At 73.0% G+C, this 17,827-nt stretch carries 15 protein-coding genes and 2 tRNA genes; 14 read left to right on the top strand and 3 right to left on the bottom strand.

All coding sequences use genetic code 11. The features are described from left to right. The first annotated feature begins 66 nt into the window (after positions 1-66). Positions 67-600: a SigE family RNA polymerase sigma factor gene (locus tag K7B10_RS21140; protein WP_030153345.1), complete on the top strand. Its 534-nt coding sequence runs from the start codon at positions 67-69 to the stop codon at positions 598-600. Between the two features lie 161 nt (positions 601-761). Next, the gene (locus K7B10_RS21145; protein WP_229338068.1) at positions 762-2,423 is read left to right on the top strand and encodes a long-chain fatty acid--CoA ligase; all 1,662 of its coding nucleotides are present in this window, start codon (positions 762-764) and stop codon (positions 2,421-2,423) included. Positions 2,424-2,441: 18 nt separating this feature from the next. Here the strand turns inward: K7B10_RS21145 and K7B10_RS21150 are convergent, their stop codons facing one another. The 3 genes from K7B10_RS21150 to K7B10_RS21160 form a co-directional block, all read right to left on the bottom strand. Next, a complete protein-coding gene (locus K7B10_RS21150; RefSeq protein WP_229338070.1) occupies positions 2,442-3,026 on the bottom strand; it encodes an antibiotic biosynthesis monooxygenase in 585 nt (194 codons plus the stop codon). Positions 3,027-3,039: 13 nt separating this feature from the next. Beyond that, the gene (locus K7B10_RS21155) at positions 3,040-6,468 is read right to left on the bottom strand and encodes a PAS domain-containing protein (RefSeq protein ID WP_229338072.1); all 3,429 of its coding nucleotides are present in this window, start codon (positions 6,466-6,468) and stop codon (positions 3,040-3,042) included. Between the two features lie 119 nt (positions 6,469-6,587). Next, entirely contained in the window at positions 6,588-7,025 is a 438-nt protein-coding gene (locus K7B10_RS21160) for an SSI family serine proteinase inhibitor (protein WP_229338074.1), read from the bottom strand. Positions 7,026-7,278: 253 nt separating this feature from the next. On the opposite strand from K7B10_RS21160, the gene K7B10_RS21165 reads away from it, so the two are divergent. From K7B10_RS21165 to K7B10_RS21220, 12 genes are all read left to right on the top strand, one after another. Continuing rightward, a tRNA-Ser gene (locus K7B10_RS21165) sits at positions 7,279-7,369 on the top strand. A gap of 252 nt (positions 7,370-7,621) precedes the next feature. Next, positions 7,622-7,694: transfer RNA gene (locus tag K7B10_RS21170), tRNA-Arg, on the top strand. A gap of 188 nt (positions 7,695-7,882) precedes the next feature. Next, complete coding sequence (locus K7B10_RS21175) at positions 7,883-8,248, top strand: PH domain-containing protein (protein WP_053692457.1); 366 nt, start codon at positions 7,883-7,885, stop codon at positions 8,246-8,248. Between the two features lie 126 nt (positions 8,249-8,374). After that, positions 8,375-8,809 carry an Lrp/AsnC family transcriptional regulator gene (locus K7B10_RS21180; RefSeq protein ID WP_229338075.1) on the top strand — a complete coding sequence of 145 codons (435 nt, stop codon included), beginning with the start codon at positions 8,375-8,377 and terminating at the stop codon, positions 8,807-8,809. Beyond that, positions 8,806-9,687, top strand: coding sequence for a DUF2797 domain-containing protein (locus tag K7B10_RS21185; protein WP_229338077.1), 882 nt, complete (start codon positions 8,806-8,808; stop codon positions 9,685-9,687). Before K7B10_RS21180 ends, K7B10_RS21185 begins: the two co-directional genes overlap by 4 nt. Positions 9,688-9,802: 115 nt before the next feature. Further along, positions 9,803-10,141, top strand: coding sequence for an antibiotic biosynthesis monooxygenase family protein (locus tag K7B10_RS21190; RefSeq protein WP_229338079.1), 339 nt, complete (start codon positions 9,803-9,805; stop codon positions 10,139-10,141). Then, the gene (locus tag K7B10_RS21195; protein WP_229338081.1) at positions 10,125-11,003 is read left to right on the top strand and encodes an amidohydrolase family protein; all 879 of its coding nucleotides are present in this window, start codon (positions 10,125-10,127) and stop codon (positions 11,001-11,003) included. The genes K7B10_RS21190 and K7B10_RS21195 overlap by 17 nt, the downstream gene beginning before the upstream one ends. Before the next feature lie 88 nt (positions 11,004-11,091). Then, complete coding sequence (locus K7B10_RS21200; RefSeq protein WP_030857904.1) at positions 11,092-11,859, top strand: response regulator transcription factor; 768 nt, start codon at positions 11,092-11,094, stop codon at positions 11,857-11,859. A 74-nt stretch (positions 11,860-11,933) separates the two neighbouring features. Further along, positions 11,934-13,526 carry a sensor histidine kinase gene (locus K7B10_RS21205; protein WP_229345266.1) on the top strand — a complete coding sequence of 531 codons (1,593 nt, stop codon included), beginning with the start codon at positions 11,934-11,936 and terminating at the stop codon, positions 13,524-13,526. 25 nt (positions 13,527-13,551) lie between these two features. Further along, on the top strand, positions 13,552-14,820 hold the full coding sequence (locus K7B10_RS21210) for a bifunctional glycosyltransferase family 2/GtrA family protein (RefSeq protein ID WP_229338083.1): 1,269 nt from the start codon (positions 13,552-13,554) through the stop codon (positions 14,818-14,820). Then, positions 14,817-17,051 carry a glycosyltransferase family 39 protein gene (locus K7B10_RS21215; protein ID WP_229338085.1) on the top strand — a complete coding sequence of 745 codons (2,235 nt, stop codon included), beginning with the start codon at positions 14,817-14,819 and terminating at the stop codon, positions 17,049-17,051. Before K7B10_RS21210 ends, K7B10_RS21215 begins: the two co-directional genes overlap by 4 nt. A gap of 90 nt (positions 17,052-17,141) precedes the next feature. Further along, a complete protein-coding gene (locus K7B10_RS21220; protein ID WP_229338088.1) occupies positions 17,142-17,813 on the top strand; it encodes a TetR/AcrR family transcriptional regulator in 672 nt (223 codons plus the stop codon). The last annotated feature ends 14 nt before the right edge of the window (positions 17,814-17,827 follow it).

The following is a 17,827-nucleotide window of genomic DNA, read 5'->3' on the forward strand; positions in this document are numbered from 1 at the left end:
GAGATGGATCCAGCTTCGGCACTTGCGGCCGATCCCAGGTCCGGACCGCGCTTCTAGCGTGGAGCCATGACCACGCCTGTGTGCACGCTCGCCTCGAACCCGACGCCGTACCCGTCGTTCTCGGCGTACGTCCGGACCCGCGGCTCGGTCCTGATGCGCACCGCTCGCTCGCTCACCGCCAACCCGTGCGATGCCGAGGACCTGCTCCAGACGGCCCTCGCCAAGACGTACGTCGCCTGGGACCGCATCGAGGACCACCGAGCCCTCGACGGCTACGTCCGCCGGGCCCTGGTCAACACCCGCACCTCCCAGTGGCGCAAGCGCAAGGTCGACGAGTTCGCCTGTGACGAGCTCCCGGAGCCCGAGGAGACGCCCGCCTCCGACCCCGCCGAGGCGCAGGCGCTGCGCGACGCGATGTGGCGGGCGGTGACCCGGCTTCCCGACCGGCAGCGCGCGATGGTCGTCCTGCGCTACTACGAGGACCTGAGCGAGGCGCAGACCGCCGAGCTCCTCGGGGTCTCGATCGGCACGGTCAAGAGCGCCGTCTCGCGCGCCCTGGTCAAGCTCCGCGAGGACCCGGAGCTCACCCCGGTCCGCTGAACGGGCCCGTGTTTCACGTGAAACATCGCCGTTTCACGTGAAACGTCGGCGATTGGTTGCCGTGTTTGTACTTCCGGGTAGTGACATGCCGACCGGTACGTGCGCAGAATCGGCTGCATCCGTAGCCGCCGCAGCGCCGCAGCGCTCACCGGGAGGACGCTTTGCTGAGCACCATGCAGGACGTACCGCTCCTCGTCACCCGCATACTCCAGCACGGGATGACGATCCACGGTAAATCCCAGGTCACGACCTGGACCGGGGAGGCCGAGCCGCACCGCCGCAGCTTCGCCGAGATCGGTACCCGCGCCACCCGCCTCGCCAACGCCCTGCGCGATGAACTGGGCGTTCAGCAGGACGACCGGGTGGCGACCCTGATGTGGAACAACGCGGAGCACGTGGAGGCGTACTTCGCGATCCCCTCCATGGGTTCCGTGCTCCACACCCTCAACCTGCGCCTGCCGCCCGAGCAGCTGATCTTCATCGTCAACCACGCGGTCGACCGGGTCGTACTGGTCAACGGGACCCTGCTGCCGCTGCTGGTCCCGCTCCTGCCGCACCTGCCGACCGTCGAGCACGTGGTCGTCTCCGGCATCGGCGACCGTTCCGGGCTCGAAGCCCTCGCGCAGGAGCGCGGCTTCCGCGTCCACGACTACGAGGAGCTGATCGCGGACCGCGCGACCTCGTACGACTGGCCGGAGCTGGACGAGCGCCAGGCCGCCGCCATGTGCTACACCTCCGGCACCACCGGCGACCCCAAGGGTGTCGTCTACTCCCACCGCTCGATCTACCTGCACTCCATGCAGGTCAACATGGCCGAGTCGATGGGCCTGACCGACAAGGACACCAGCCTCGTCGTGGTCCCGCAGTTCCACGTCAACGCCTGGGGCCTGCCGCACGCGGTGTTCATGACCGGCATCAACCTGCTGATGCCCGACCGGTTCCTCCAGCCCGCCCCGCTCGCCGAGATGATCGAGCGGGAGAAGCCCACGCACGCCGCGGCCGTCCCCACCATCTGGCAGGGTCTGCTCGCCGAGGTCAGCGCCAACCCGCGCGACCTGACCTCGATGAAGCAGGTCACCATCGGCGGCGCGGCCTGTCCGCCCTCCTTGATGGAGGCCTACGACAAGCTCGGCGTCCGCCTCTGCCACGCCTGGGGCATGACCGAGACCTCCCCGCTGGGCACCATGGCGCACCCGCCGGCCGGCCTGAGCGCGGAGGAGCAGTGGCCGTACCGGATCACCCAGGGCCGCTTCCCGGCGGGCGTCGAGCCGCGCCTGGTGGGCCCCGGCGGCGACATCCTGCCCTGGGACGGCGAGTCGGCCGGCGAGCTCGAGGTACGCGGCACCTGGATCGCGGGCTCCTACTACGGCGGAGCTTCCGGCGAGCCGCTGCGCCCCGAGGACAAGTTCAGTGCGGACGGCTGGCTCAAGACCGGCGACGTCGGCGTGATCAGCCCCGACGGGTTCCTCACGCTGACCGACCGCGCCAAGGACGTCATCAAGTCCGGCGGCGAGTGGATCTCCAGCGTGGAGCTGGAGAACGCGCTGATGGCGCACCCCGAGGTCGCCGAGGCGGCGGTCGTCGCCGTTCCGGACGACAAGTGGGGCGAGCGCCCGCTGGCCACCGTCGTCCTCAAGGAGGGCGCCACCGTGGACTACGACGGACTGCGCGTCTTCCTCGGCCAGTCCATCGCCAAGTGGCAGCTGCCCGAGCGCTGGACGACCGTCGAGGCCGTCCCGAAGACCAGCGTCGGCAAGTTCGACAAGAAGGTCATAAGGAAGCAGTACGCGGACGGCGAGCTGGAAGTCACCAAGCTCGACTGAGCCGTGAAGGCGTGCTGCTCAGCCCTGGCCGGCCTTGGTCAGCCAGGGCCGCAGCAGCCTGCTGACGGCCGGCATCGCCAGGTAGGTCATCAGCGTGCTGAAGACGACCGCGAAGGCGGCCGTCCGCAGGACGAAGTGCAGGTCCACCAGATACGGCCCGAGCACCGCGTTGCCGGCGAGCGAGATCGGGAAGATGGCCAGCCCCGAGCTGATCGCCATCTTCCAGCGCGGCGGCGCGGGCCGGGTCGTACCCGGCTTGGCGAACCAGGTCTCCATGCCGTGCAGTTCGCGCCGGGCTATCTCGGTGTGGTGGTGGCCCAGGCAATTGGAGAACCACTCGGCCCGCTCGGCGGAGTCCTGCCACCGCTGGAAGGCCTCCTGGTCGCGGAAGCGGTGGACCAGGAACCACGGCCCGCCGTCCGCCGCCGGACGGAACAGCCCGTACCCCAGATGCCCGGGGAAGGTGGCGGCCGTCTCCAGGATCCCGTGGGCCCAGGCCTCGAACGCCTCCTCGTGGCCCGGCTCCACCTGCCGGGCGATCAGGAGGTTCACCTCCCCGTCGTCGGCGGGGACGGTCTGCTCGCGCGTGTCGGTGATGGCCATCGGGCCAGGATGACTAGTTCGTTCCGATCTTGGCCAGCAGGTCCACGATGCGGCCCTGGACGTCCGCCGTGGTGGACCGTTCGGCGAGGAAGAGCACGCTCTCCCCGGAGGCCAGCCGCGGCAGTTCGTCCGGGTCGATCCCCGTGGCCGTGTAGACGACCAACGGGGTCCGGTTGAGCTGCCCGTTGGCGCGCAGCCAGTCCACGATCCCGGCCCGCCGGCGCCGGACCTGCATCAGGTCCATGACCACCAGGTTGGGACGCATCCGCGTCGCCAGCTCCACCGCGTCGGTGTCCGCGCCCGCCCGCGCGACCTGGAGGCCGCGCCGTTCCAGGGCGGCCGTCAGCGCCGTCGCGATCTCGTCGCGCTCCTCGATCAGCAGCACGCGGGAGGGGTGCTGCTCGCTGTCGCGCGGGGCGAGCGCCTTGAGGAGGACGGCGGGGTCGGCCCCGTACGCCGCCTCACGCGTGGCGTGCCCCAGCCCGGCCGTGACCAGTACGGGGACCTCGGCGGCCACCGCGGCCTGGCGCAGGGACTGCAGGGCGGTCCGGGTGATCGGCCCCGTCAGCGGGTCCACGAACAGTGCGGCGGGGAACGCGGCGATCTGCGCGTCCACCTCCTCGCGGGAGTTGACGATCACCGGCCGGTAGCCGCGGTCGCTGAGCGCCTGCTGGGTCTGCACATCGGGCGCCGGCCACACCAGGAGGCGGCGCGGGTTGTCCAGGGGCTCCGGGGGCAGTTCGTCGTCCACGGGCAGCGGTACGGGCCGGTTGACGACCTCGACGGCGCCCCCGGGTCCGTCCAGCGGCTCGGGACCCTCGACGGCGCCCGCCTCGGGGGCTCCTATCGCGAACGCCCGTCCCTGGGGCGCGGGCTCGGCGAGCCGGCGCCGACGGCCGGAGCCGCTCGTGGCGCCCGCGCCGTCGGTGGAGCCGGAGTCGACAGAGATGCCCTGGCCGAGGGTGCCGAGGGCGCGCACGCTGATCGGCTGTGCGGCCTCGGCCGGGGTGTCCTGGGGCTGCCTGGCCCCGGGGACGGCCACCGGGCCGGCGCCCTCCTCGTCCTCGGGAGCGGTACGGGCCGCCGGGACCGGCCAGGCCGGAGTGGCGGGCAGCGCACGCCGACGACCGGTCGGCGGTACGGGCTCCTCCGCGGCCGGGGCCGGCTGCGCGGCGGGGGCCGCGGGCTCGGCGGCGGGCGCGCTCAGTACTCGGCGCCCGCGCCGCCCGGCCGGGGCGTCGCCCTCGGCCTCGCCGGAAGCGGGTACGGGACCGGGCACGGCGGGGCCCGCCGCGGAGCCCGGCGCCGGTGCGGGAGCCGCTGCCGGGGTCGGGCCCGCGGGCAGGGCGAAGCCGCCCTCGGGGGCGATGGGCCGTACGGGGGCCTGCGGGGCGGCGGCCTGGGCCGGGCCGAGGCCCGTCGCAGGTACGGGACCGCCGGGCTGGGGCGCGGCGGCCGAACCCAGCGCGCGCCGCCGTCCGGCGGGATGCTCGGTCACCGGAACCGGCGGCACGGCGGGCGCCGGGGGTCCGGGCGGCACCGGCACGCCCTGCTGCACCGGGGGCACACCGGGACCGCGGCCCGGTCCGGGAGACCCCTGCGGCACCGGCGGCAGCGCGGGCATGGCGGTGCCCTGCGGGGGCACGGGCCGGCCGGGGCCACCCTCGCCGCCGCCCGTCTCGCTTCCGTCGCCGTCCCGGCCGCGCCGGCGCCCGGTGCCCAGGCCCGCCGGATTCACCGGGGACTGCGCGAGCTCGGGGCTCGCGGCGTCGACTCCACCGGACTCGCCCGCCCGCCGCCGCCCGGACGGCAGCGCCAGTGCGCTTCCGCCCCCGGCGGCGCCGTTCGCCTTCGCCTCCTCGGCCGAGTCCTCCAGGAAGGCGTCCACCCCGCGCCGGGCCCGCCGCCCCGCGGGGCCCTTGCCCGGGCCCTCGGCGGCCGCGGGCTCCTTCGCGGGCTCGGGCTTCGGCTCCGGCAGCGTCACCGTTCCGGCTCCCGCGCCGAGCGGCAGCTCCAGTACGTACGCACCGCCGGGCGCGCCGGGTACCTCCACCGTCTGCAGCACACCACCGTGCGCGGCCACGATGCCCCGCACGATCGGCTCGTGCACCGGGTTGCCGCCCTCGTACGGCCCGCGCACCTCGATCCGTACGACATCGCCCCGCTGCGCGGCGGCCACGACGATCGTCGAGTCGCCGTACCCGCTGCCCTGGGGGGTCTTGCCGGTGGCGTCCACCCCGGCGACGTCCGCGACCAGATGGGCGAGGGCGCCGGCGATCCGCTCGGCGTCCACCTCGGCCTCGATGGTCGGCGCGTGGACGGCGAACTGCACGCGGCCCGGGCCGATCAGCTCGACCGCGCCGTCGATGCCGGCCGCGACGACCCCGTCGATCAGGACCTTCTTCTTCCTGAGCTTCTCGGTGCCCGCGTCGAGTCGCTGGAAGCCGAGCACGTTGTCGACGAGCGCGGTCATCCGGGAGTATCCGGCGGCCAGGTGGTGCAGCAGTTGGTTGGCCTCGGGCCACAGCTGCCCCGCGTCGTCGGCGGCCAGCGTGGCCAGCTCCCCGCGCAGTTCCTCCAGCGGCCCGCGCAGGGAATCGCCGAGGACGGCCAGCAGCTGGGCGTGCCGGGCGGCCAGCGCGTCGTAGGGCCGCCGGTCGGTGAAGGTCATGACGGCGCCGACGAGCAGCTCCCCGTCCCGTACGGGCGAGGTGGTCAGGTCGACGGAGACGGGCTGCCCGGCCTTGTTCCAGAGCACCTGGCCGCGCACCCGGTGCTTGCGGCCGCTGCGCAGGGTGTCGGCGAGCGGGGACTCCTCGAAGGGGAACGGCGAGCCGTCGGCGCGCGAGTGCTGGATCAGCCCGTGCAGCTCGCGGTTGCCGAGGTCGGTGGCGCGGTATCCGAGGATCTGCGCGGCGGCCGGGTTGACGAGGACGACCCGGCCGTCGGTGTCCGTGCCGACGACGCCCTCGGCGGCGGCCCGCAGGATCATCTCGGTCTGCCGCTGGGAGCGGGCCAGCTCGGCCTCGGTGTCCACGGTCTCGGAGAGGTCCCGCACGACGAGCATCAGCAGTTCGTCACCCGTGTACGCGGGCTGCGGCTCACGGTAGGCGTCGCGGCCGTCGAGGTGGGCGGCCGTGACCTCGACGGGGAACTCGGTGCCGTCGGTACGGCGCGCGACCATCCGCTTGGGCTTGGCCCGGCCGCCCTCGTCCTCGCCGGGCCGGCGCATGGAGCCGGGGATCAGTTTGGAGTCGAACTCGGGGAGGAGGTCCAGCACGCCGCGGCCGACGAGGCCGGTGCCGGGACTCTCCATCACTTCGAGGGCGATCGAATTCGCGTTGACGACCGTGCCGTTGGCGTTGACGAGCAACAGCGCGTCCGGAAGAGCGTCGAGTATTGCTGCGAGGCGAGCAGCGCCTCGGGATGGCCTGCTGCTCACGACGAGCTTCCTCCCTGACCACAACTACCGGCATGTCACGGGAGGAGTCTAAGGGCACTGCCCCGGCCTGAGGTGGCGGATGTTCGGTGGATACCGTGCATCCTTCGCATCCTCCCAGGTCAGGAGCGCCCACCCGGAAGCACAGGTTCCAGGTTGTTCCACCGGGCGATCTCGCATCCGTTGGTCCGCCGGAACGTCGCGTCCACCTTGTGGCCCTGCCAGGTTCCGGTCACGTGCGCGGTGGCCGGACCCCCGTCCTGCATGGTGCAGATCTGCCGTTTGGCGGTGGGGGCGAAGGGGTCCTTGTCCTGCTTCGCGAGGATGTCGAGGCGGTCGCAGGCCCGCTCGGCCTCGGGGTGGTTCCCGCCGACGGGGTTGCACTCGAGCAGGTACTCGCCGTTCGCCCGGGGGTTGCCGGTGGCGGACACGGTGATGGTGAGGCGGTCGGGCGCGGCCAGCAGCCGGCCCAGCGTCGACAGCGGGGGCAGTGGCCCCGCTGCCGTGGCCGCCGAGGCGGCCAGGGCGGAGGTGACGGCGAAGGCGGCGAGACGCAGCATGGGGCACTCCAGGTCGTCCGTACGTCGTACGCCTGACCAACGACGCGCGCCCGCCGACGTTGCGTACGGGCGTGCGTACGGACGGACGGACGCGCCGGAGGGTCCGCCGGAAGGACGCGCGGGAGGACGCGGGACAGGAGGGGCTTAAGGCTTTGCTCTGGTGGCGGCTGTCCTTGTACCGTGGGAGCGGATTGGTGAGCGGCCCGGTGGCTGTGTCATCATCTGCACGCACCCTCGTACGCGGGGGTGTGCTGGAGGCGTCGCCTAGTCCGGTCTATGGCGCCGCACTGCTAATGCGGTTTGGGTCTTAAAGCCCATCGAGGGTTCAAATCCCTCCGCCTCCGCACCTGCCGAAGCCCCGGTCCTGACGGACCGGGGCTTCGGTGCGTTCCGAGGTCTTGCTTTGACGCGTTCCGGCCAGGCCGACCACCGCCCCAACCCCGCCCCGACAGTGGTGCGAACCCATGCCGATGATCTTCGTTGGGGGCGTTTCCGCAGGTCAGGCCCGGTTTGGCTAATGGATTTCGCGTCCCGCCGAGGTCCATGTATTGTTGTTCTCGCAAGGCCAACGGGGCGCAAAACCCCGAGAAGCCCAAGCACTCGTAGCTTAACGGATAGAGCATCTGACTACGGATCAGAAGGTTGCAGGTTCGAATCCTGCCGAGTGCACAGCCTGAGAGGCCCCCCGGTTCGCCGGGGGGCCTCTTGCGTTCCCCGGTGTCCTTCTCGGTGGGGAGGCGGGTGTCGGGGTTCTTCGGGGGTGCGGGTCGGTCCTGTGGGGGATGATCGGCGGGCCGGGGGTGGATACGGTCCTTCGAGACGGTTCGGAACGGTCGGGCCGCGAGAGGGGGACTGTCATGGGGCTGTTCGGGAACGCGCACACGGTCGATCCGATGTCGGCGCAGCGGGACTACGCGCGGCTGCTCGGGCAGGGGGAGCAGGTGCATGCCGCGTACCTGTTGATACGCGACACGATCCTGTTCACCGACCGGCGGCTCGTGCTCGTCGACAAGCAGGGCCTCACCGGGAAGAAGGTGGAGTACCACTCCATCCCGTACCGGAGCATCACGCACTTCTCCGTGGAGACCGCCGGGCACTTCGATCTCGACGCCGAGCTCAAGATCTGGCTCTCCGGGAGCGCGGCGCCGATCGAGAAGACGTTCACCAAGGGTGTGGACATCTACGAGGTGCAGGCGATCCTCACGCAGTTCGTCGCCCGGTAGTCGGCCCGTGGGTGGCGCCCCTTCCCCTGGCGCGTTGCTTGCTGAATTTGGTTCGGCCTCACGGTGATATTGCAGGATCCTGTACTGTCGAGGCACGGGTTTCAGGGGATGTGGGAGGAAGATCGCGTGGACGACATCGACCGGGCGCTCGTCCTGCGCCTGCAGCAGGACGCGAGCCAGTCGTACGCCGCCCTCGGCGCCGCCGTGGGGCTGTCGGCCGGGGCCACCCACGAGCGCGTGCGCAAGCTGCGCGAGCGCGGGGTCATCCGGCGCACGACGGTCGAGGTGGATCCCGCGGCCGTCGGGAGCGGGGTGCTCGCGTACGTGATGGTCGACTCCAATGCCTGGATGGGGGATTCGAAGGCGGCCTTCGAGGCGATCGCCGAGATCCAGGAGGCGCACATCATCGCCGGGAGCGCCTCCGTCCTAGTGAAGGTGCGCACGGCCACGACCGAGCAGCTCCAGGACGTCCTGCGCCGCCTCTACGCCGTCGACGGCGTCAGCGGTACGCACGCCACCGTCGTGCTGGACACCTTCTTCGAGCGGCCGCTCCCGCTGTGACCTGGCGGTGCACCGGGATCCGGTGGACTGACGGCCTCCCCGCCATCGGGTGGTGGGCCGAGGGGCGCGGTGAGCGCAGCAGCCCGCTCGCGTACGGGCAGCGGCTGGCTTTCGCGGCCCGCGGGGAGCGGCACTGCCTCGGTGTACGGCGGGCCGGGAAGCGGACCCCGTGCCCCACGGCCGCCACCGTCCCCGGCCGGGCCGGGAACGCCCAGTGCCCCGAATGCGCCCGCCTGGACCGGTCGTTCTCGGTGGCCGCCGACACCAATGCCGCCGACCCGCGCACCTACCGCGTCTACCTGGCCTGGTTCGGGCCCGAGATGGTCAAGGTCGGGATCACCGCCGAGGAGCGCGGCCCGGCCCGGTTGCTGGAGCAGGGGGCGGTGACCTGGACCTGGCTGGGGCGGGGGCCGCTGATGGCCACCCGCCGCACCGAGGAGCTGCTGCGGGCCGCCCTCGGAGTGCCGGACCGGATCGCGTACGCCCGCAAGCGCGCCGTACGGGGGCACCTGCCGGCGCCGGCCGACCGCGCCCGGGAGGTCGCCGGGCTGCACGCCCGGGCAGCGGCCCTGGAGGGCTGGCCGGAGTCGCTGGAGCGGCTTGAATGCGAAATCGCGGACCACGCCGGGCCGTTCGGGCTGGACGGGCTGCCCGCTCCCGCGCGGGTGGCCACCGCGATGGTCCCCGGCGGCGCCGTCGTGGGCCGGCTCGCCGGCGCGGCCGGTCCCGATCTGCACTTCGCGGACGGGCTCGTGGTGGACGCCCGGCTGCTCGCCGGCTGGGAACTCGTCACCCCCGCCACCGACGCCGCGACCGCCGTGCCCGTCGCCGAACTTCCCCCGCTCGCCGCGCCCGGAGGGCAGGACGGGCTGTTCTGAGCAGCGGGTCCACATCGGCAGAGACAGGGCGTCCAAGGTCAAAACTTGGATCCCTTTGCGCTCCAGGTCCCCTTTCCGGTGGACATGCCGGGGGCCGCTGCGGAAGGTGGTGGGCATGAGCATCCAGCCCGTACCCGCATTCGAACCGCCGTACGTGATGGCGGTGTTCAGCAACATCCGCACACCTGACGACACCGGATACCCGGAGACCAATCAGCGGATGAACGAGATCGTGGCCGCGAACCCGGGCTTCCTCGGCTACGAATCCGCCCGTACCCCCGGCGGCCTCGGCATCACCGTCGCCTACTTCCGCGACCACGAGTCCCTCGGCGAGTGGCGGCAGAACCTGGAGCACCAGGCGGCCATGAAGAAGGGCCGCGCCGACTGGTACGAGAGCTACACCCTGCACGTCGCGACCGTCGAGCGGAGTCACGGCTTTGCCCGCAACGGCTGAAGCGGTCCGCGCCTTCCGGGAGCGGCTCGGGCTGCCCGGACTGGTCGACGTCCACACGCACTTCATGCCCGAACGGGTCCTGGCGAAGGTGTGGGACTACTTCGACGCCTTCGGGCCGCCGGGCAGCGTCGAGTGGCCCATCACCTACCGGCACGAAGAGGAGCAGCGGGTCGCGCTCCTGAGGCAGTTCGGGGTCCGAGCCTTCACCTCGATGCTCTACCCGCACAAGCCGGCGATGGCCGCCTGGCTCAACTCCTGGGCCGCCGACTTCGCCGCCCGGACCCCCGACTGCCTGCACACCGCCACCTTCTTCCCGGAGGACGGGGCAGAGGCGTACGTCCGGCAGGCCGTCGAGGCCGGGGCCCGGGTCTTCAAGGCGCACCTGCAGGTCGGCGGGTACGACCCGAACGACGACCGGCTCGACCCGGTCTGGGGGCTGCTCGCCGAGGCGGGCATCCCGACGGTGATCCACTGCGGGTCGGGGCCGGTCCCGGCCAAGCACACCGGACCCGAGCCGGTCGCCCGGCTGCTGGCCCGGCACCCCCGGCTGCCCTTGATCGTCGCGCACATGGGCATGCCCGAGTACGCGGACTTCCTGGACCTCGCCGACCGGTACCCGGCGGTGCGCCTCGACACCACGATGGCCTTCACCGACTTCTCGGAGCGGTTCCGCGGCTTCCCGCAGACAGAGCTCGGGCGGCTCGCAGACCTCGGCGACCGGATCCTGCTCGGCACCGATTTCCCGAACATCCCCTACCCGTACGAGCACCAGCTGGAGGCCCTGGAACGGCTCGGCCTCGGCGACGACTGGCTGCGCGCGGTCTGTCACGACAACGGGGTCCGGCTGTTCCGCCTGGTCTGAGCGGCCGGCCCGGCGCCGCTCCGGGTTTCTCAGGCAATTCACAGGTAAGGACAAGAACGCTCTCAGAGGCCGAGGTCAGCGTGGTCGCATGACTGCGACGACCACCTCCCATGCGTCCACGTCCACCAGCAACCCGACGGCCCTCGTCCGGCCCGACGGCGGCCCCTGCCGGGTGCTCGTCGTCGACGACGAGGCCTCGCTCTCGGAGCTGCTCTCCATGGCCCTGCGCTACGAGGGCTGTGAAGTCCGCAGCGCGGGCGACGGGGCCGGCGCGGTCCGGGCCGCGCGGGAGTTCCGGCCGGACGTCGTGGTCCTCGACATCATGCTCCCCGACATGGACGGACTCGCCGTCCTCGGCCGGCTGCGCCGGGAGATCCCGCAGCTCCCGGTGCTGTTCCTGACCGCCAAGGACTCCGTCGAGGACCGCATCGCGGGCCTGACGGCGGGAGGCGACGACTACGTCACCAAGCCCTTCAGCCTGGAGGAGGTCGTGGCCCGGCTGCGCGGCCTGGTCCGCCGCTCGGGCGCGGCGCACGCCGCCCGCGGGGGATCCGTCCTGGCCGTGGGCGATCTGCGGCTCGACGAGGACAGCCACGAGGTGTCCCGCGGCGGCCGGGAGATCCACCTGACCGCCACGGAGTTCGAGCTCCTGCGCTACATGATGCGCAACCCGCGGCGCGTGCTGAGCAAGGCGCAGATCCTGGACCGGGTGTGGTCCTACGACTTCGGCGGCCAGGCCAATGTCGTCGAGCTGTACATCTCCTACCTGCGGCGCAAGCTGGAGAGCGGCCCCGGCTACCCGCCCATGATCCACACCCGGCGCGGCGCCGGCTACCTGATCAAGCCGGCCGAGTAGTGGCCCTCTCCCCGCCGCGGCCGCGTCCCGCCTTCCGCCGGCCCCGCCTCTTCCGCCCGGTCCGCTCCTGGTCCCTGCGGTCCCGGCTCGTCGTCTCGGCGGTGGCGCTGATCGCCGTGGTGGGCACGGCCATCGGGGCCGTCACCACCCTCGCGCTGCGCTCGTACCTGGTCGACAAGCTCGACGACCAGCTGAGGGTCTCCATCGACATGGGCCTGCGCAAGCCCCTCGGGGAGAAGGTGCTCCGCGACAAGGACGACAAGTTCGTCCTCGCCCCCGGCTCCCCGCTGGGCGCCGCCGGGATCCGGCTCCTCGCCGACGGCACGGTCGCCAGCACGGCACGCAGCGCCGCGGTCGGCGGGCCCGGCTACGACCACATCCAGCGCCTGACCCAGGCCCAGACCGAGGCCCTGGCCCGAGCCGCCCGCAAGGCCGCCGCTCAGGGCATGCCCGGCCCCGTGAACCTGGACCTTCCGGACCTCGGCGCGTACCGGGTGCTCACCGCCCCGGACGGGAGCCTCGTCCTCGGCTTCCCGCTCGCCGAGGTGGACTCCACCGTGAGCACGCTGATCGCCGTGGAGGTCTTCGTCACCCTCGCCGGGCTGATCGCCGCCTCCCTCGCCGGACAGGCCCTGGTCGGGGTCGCCCTGCGCCCGCTGCGCCGGGTGGCGGCCACCGCCACCCGCGTCTCCGAACTACCCCTGCACAGCGGCGAACCCGCCCTCCACGAGCGGGTCCCGGAGGCCGAGGCCGACCCCCGCACCGAAGTGGGCCAGGTCGGCGCCGCCCTCAACCGGATGCTGGGACACGTCTCCTCCGCCCTCACGGCCCGCCAGCAGAGCGAGACCCGGGTCCGGCAGTTCGTCGCGGACGCCAGCCACGAGCTGAGGACTCCCCTGGCCTCCATCCGCGGGTACGCCGAACTGACCCGCCGCGGCCGGGAGGAGCCGGGCCCCGACACCCGGCACGCCCTGGGCCGCATCGAGTCCGAGGCGACCCGGATGACCGGCCTCGTCGAGGACCTGCTGCTGCTCGCCCGGCTCGACGCGGGCCGCCCGCTCAGCTCGGAGGACACCGACCTCGCCCCGCTCGTCGTCGACGCCGTCAGCGACGCCCGGGCCGCCGGGCCCGAGCACCACTGGCGCCTGGAGCTTCCCGACGAGCCGGCGCCCATCCGTGCCGACCCGGCCCGGATCCAGCAGGTCCTGGTCAACCTGCTCGCCAACGCCCGTACGCACACCCCGCCCGGCACCACCGTCACCGCCCATGTTTCACGTGAAACATCCGCCGTCCGGCTGCGGATCGAGGACGACGGGCCCGGCATCCCACCCGCCTTGCTCCCCCACGTCTTCGAACGGTTCGCCCGCGGCGACGCCTCCCGCTCCCGGGCCGCGGGCTCCACCGGCCTGGGGCTGGCCATCGTCCAGGCAGTGGTGACGGCGCACGGCGGACAGGTCGACGTACGGAGCCGGCCCGGGCGCACCTCCTTCGAGGTCCTGCTCCCGCTCGCGCCGGACCAGCCCCCGAGGACGAGCCTCCGGGCCGACTCCCTGGCGGACTCCCTGACGGACTCCCGGGCCGAGTACGGGACGGACTCCCCGGTGGAGTCGCGGGTGCGGTCCCGGACGGACTCACAGACGGGGCACAGGCTCACCACACAGCGGTGACAGCCCGCCCGGAGAAGGTCGGTACATGCGAACCGACACCTCCTCCGGCGCCCTTCCGGCACGGGCGCACCTCGCGCCCGTGCCCGGCGAGCCCGTACTCGACGTGGTGATCCCGGTCTTCAACGAGGAGACGGACCTCGGCCCGTGCGTGCGCCGGCTCCACGACCACCTCACCCGTACGTTCCCGTACCCGTTCCGCATCACGATCGCCGACAACGCGAGCACCGACCGCACCCCGGAGGTCGCGGCCGCCCTCGCCGCCGACGTCGAGGGCGTACGGAGCACCCGGCTGGAGGAGAAGGGCCGCGGCCGCGCCCTGCGCACCGTCTGGTCCCGCTCCGAGGCGCCCGTCCTCGCCTACATGGACGTGGACCTGTCCACCGATCTCAACGCGCTGCTACCGCTGGTCGCCCCGCTCATCTCCGGCCACTCCGACCTCGCCATCGGCACCCGCCTCGCCCGCTCCTCGCGCGTGGTGCGCGGCGCCAAGCGGGAGTTCGTCTCCCGCGCCTACAACCTGCTCCTGCGCTCCTCCCTCGCCGCCCGCTTCAGTGACGCCCAGTGCGGGTTCAAGGCCATCCGGCGGGAGGTCGCGGAGCGGCTGCTGCCGCTGGTGGAGGACACGGGCTGGTTCTTCGACACCGAGCTGCTGGTGCTCGCCGAGCGGGCCGGGCTGCGGATCCACGAGGTTCCGGTCGACTGGGTGGACGACCCGGACTCCACCGTCCACATCGTCAGCACCGCCACCGAGGACCTGAAGGGCATGTGGCGGGTGGGCCGGGCGCTGGCCGTCGGCGCACTGCCGCTGGACCGGCTCGCCCGCCCCTTCGGCGACGACCCGCGCGACCGCAGCGCCCTGCCCGGCGTGCCGCGCGGGCTGGCCCGCCAGCTCCTCGGCTTCTGCGTCATCGGGGTGCTGTCCACGCTCGCCTACCTCGCCCTGTACTCCCTCTTCCGGCTCGGCGCCGGACCACAGCTCGCCAACGCCGGCGCGCTGCTGGTCTCCGCCGTCGCCAACACCGCCGCGAACCGTCGGCTCACCTTCGGGGTCCGCGGCCGCGACCGGGCCGTACGCCACCAGGCCCAGGGCCTCGTCGTGTTCGGCGTCGGGCTGGCCCTGACCAGCGGATCGCTCGCCGCCCTCGGCGCCGCCACCTCCGCCCCCTCCCACAGCACCGAACTGGCCGTGCTGATCACGGCCAACCTCGCCGCGACCGTGCTGAGGTTCCTGCTCTTCCGCGCCTGGGTCTTCCCCGAGCGGCGCGCCACACTCTCGAAGGACGACACTCGATGACGACGGCCGTACCACCCATGGACTCCCCGTTCCCCGAACGGGCCCCGACCCCTCCGGCCGCCACCGCCGACGCCGGTACCGCGACCGCGGGGCGCCCCCGCTGGGAGCGGCCCGCGTACGTGGCGCTCCTGCTGGCCACCGCAGTCCTGCTGCTGTGGAATCTGGGCGCCAACGGCTTCGCCAACTCCTTCTACTCCGCCGCCGTCCAGGCGGGCAGTGAGAGCTGGAAGGCCTTCTTCTTCGGTTCCTCCGACGCCGGGAACTCCATCACCGTCGACAAGCCTCCGGCCGCCCTGTGGCCCATGGCGCTGTCCGTCCGGCTGTTCGGGCTCGGCGGCTGGCAGATCCTCGTCCCGCAGGCCCTGATGGGCGTCGGCACCACCGCCGTGCTCTACGCCGCCGTACGCCGCCACTTCGGGCCCGCGGCCGCACTGATCAGCGGCGCGGTCTTCGCGCTCACCCCGGTCGCCGCGCTGATGTTCCGCTTCAACAACCCGGACGCGCTGCTCACCCTGCTGCTGACCGTCACCGTCTACTGCGTCCTGCGAGCCCTGGACGGCGCCCACACCAAGTGGCTCGTCTGGGCGGGCGTCGCGGTCGGCTTCGCCTTCCTGACCAAGACCCTCCAGGCCTTCGTCATCCTGCCGCCGCTCGCCCTCGTGTACGCGGTCTGCGCGCCGACCCGGCTGCGCCGCCGACTCGGCCAGCTGCTGCTCGCCGGAGCCGCCATGGTGGTGGCCGGCGGCTGGTGGGTGGCGATCGTGGAGCTCTGGCCCGCGTCCTCCCGCCCGTACATCGGCGGCTCGCAGAACAACTCCTTCCTGGAGCTCACCCTCGGCTACAACGGCCTCGGCCGGATCAACGGCAACGAGACCGGCAGCGTCGGCGGCGGTGGAGCCCGCCCCGGTGGCGGCGGTGGCGGCGGCTGGGGGGAGACCGGCATCGACCGGCTGTTCTCGGACAACATCGGCGGACAGATCTCCTGGCTGCTCCCGGCGGCCCTGGTCATGCTCGTCACCGGAATCGTGATCACGTGGCGGGCCCGCCGGGCCGCCGACTCCGTGGATGGCATGGCCCGGGCGGCGTTCCTGGTGTGGGGCGGTGCCCTGCTGATCACGGTGCTCGTCTTCAGCTACATGCAGGGCATCTTCCACGAGTACTACACCGTGGCGCTGGCGCCGTTCGTGGCCGCGCCGGTCGGCATGGGCGTGGCGATGCTGTGGGAGGAGCGGGGCGGCAAGGCCGCCGCGCTCACCCTGTCCGGCACCCTCGCCCTGACCGCCTGGTGGTCGTACGTCCTGCTCGGCCGCTCGAACGGATACCTGCCGTGGCTGCGCTGGACGGTCCTGGTGGCCGGCCTCCTCGCCGCCGCCGGGCTGCTGTTCGGCGCCCGGCTCGGCCGCCGGTTCGTACTGGGCGCGGCGGGGCTGGGGCTGGCGGCGGCGCTGGCCGGTCCGCTCGCGTACTGCCTGACGACCGTGGACTCCACCCGTGGCGGGTCGATCGTGACGGCCGGCCCCGCCGTCTCGGGCGGCCGGGGCGGCATGGGCGGTATGGGCATGCGCTTCGGTGGCGGCGAACTCCCGCCGGGCACGGGCGCGCAGCAGGGCGGCCCGCAGGGTCTGCAGGGCGGCATTCCGCAGGGCGGGCCCGGGCAGTTCCCCGGAGGCCAGGGCTTCCCGGGCGGTCGGGCCGGTCAGCCCGGTCAGGCTGGCCAGGGTTTCCCGGGCGGCCAGGGGGCCGGCGGCGGGCGCGGTGCACGCGGTATGGAGAACTTCGCGGGCGGCCCCGGCGGCTTCGGCGGCCTGCTGAACGGTACGAAGGCCAGCAAGGAGGCCACGGCCGCCCTGCGCAAGGACGCGGCAGCGTACACCTGGGCGGCGGCCGCGGTCGGCGCGCAGAACGCGGCGAGCTACCAGCTGGCCTCGGGAGAGCCGGTGATGCCGATCGGCGGGTTCAACGGCAGCGACCCGTCCCCGACGCTCGCCAAGTTCCAGGAGTACGTGCGCGCCGGGAAGATCCACTACTTCGTCGGTGAGGGCGGCGGCTCGGGCGGCGAAGGGCAGGGCATGCGCGGCGGCCTGGGTGGTGGTCCGGGTGGTGGTCCGGGTGGTGGCACCAGCAGCGCCATCACGAGCTGGGTCAAGGCCAACTTCAAGACCACCACGGTCGGTGGGGCCACCTTCTACGACCTGACCGCCCCCCTGAACGGCACGTCCGCCCCGTCCTGAACCTGCCGGAACGTGGGAGGCACCCTCTAGCATCAAGTGGGCGGACCGGGCATTCCGGGCTGATCCAGTTGTCGTGAGGAGGGTGCCTCCATGGTGACCGCGGCCGATCCCGGCGCTTCCCGGACCAGCGTGTGGCTCGCCCCCGGGCACTCCGCACCCGCCAGGCGCCGCAGCGAGGCGCCTTCGGGTCTCGACCGGGACCTGATCACCGGAGCCACCGTGCGGCTGCTCGACGCCGAGGGGCTGGCCCGGTTCTCGATGCGGCGGCTCGCGGCCGGGCTCGGGGTCACCGCGATGTCCCTGTACTGGTACGTCGACACCAAGCACGACCTGCTCGAACTCGCCCTGGACCGGGCCCTGGGCGAGCTCCCGCTGCCCCGGACCGCCCCGGCCGAGCCGATCGCACCCGCCGTACCCGTCGCTCCCGTCGCGCCGCCCCAGGACGGCTGGCCCGGCCGGCTGAGGTCGCTGGCCTGCGGCTACCGGCGGCTGCTGGCGGAACACCCGTGGGTGGCGCCGCTGACGGCCGCGTACCCGAACATCGGCCCGCACGCCCGGGCCTTCGACGCCGCGCTGCAGCGGCTGCTCGACGCCACCGGCCTGGCGGGTGCCTGCCGGACCGGCGCGCACCTGGCCGTGTCGCAGTTCCTGCACGGCTGCGGGGGCGCCGCCCGGCGCGCGTCCGACGGGGACTTCGTCCTCGCGCTCGACGTCCTGATCGCGGGCATCGAGGCGAAGGCCGCCGCCCGGCCGGGGGCGTAGCAAACCCCAGCCGC

Source organism: Streptomyces flavotricini, from assembly GCF_020639365.1.
Classification (GTDB): Bacteria; Actinomycetota; Actinomycetes; order Streptomycetales; family Streptomycetaceae; genus Streptomyces; species Streptomyces flavotricini.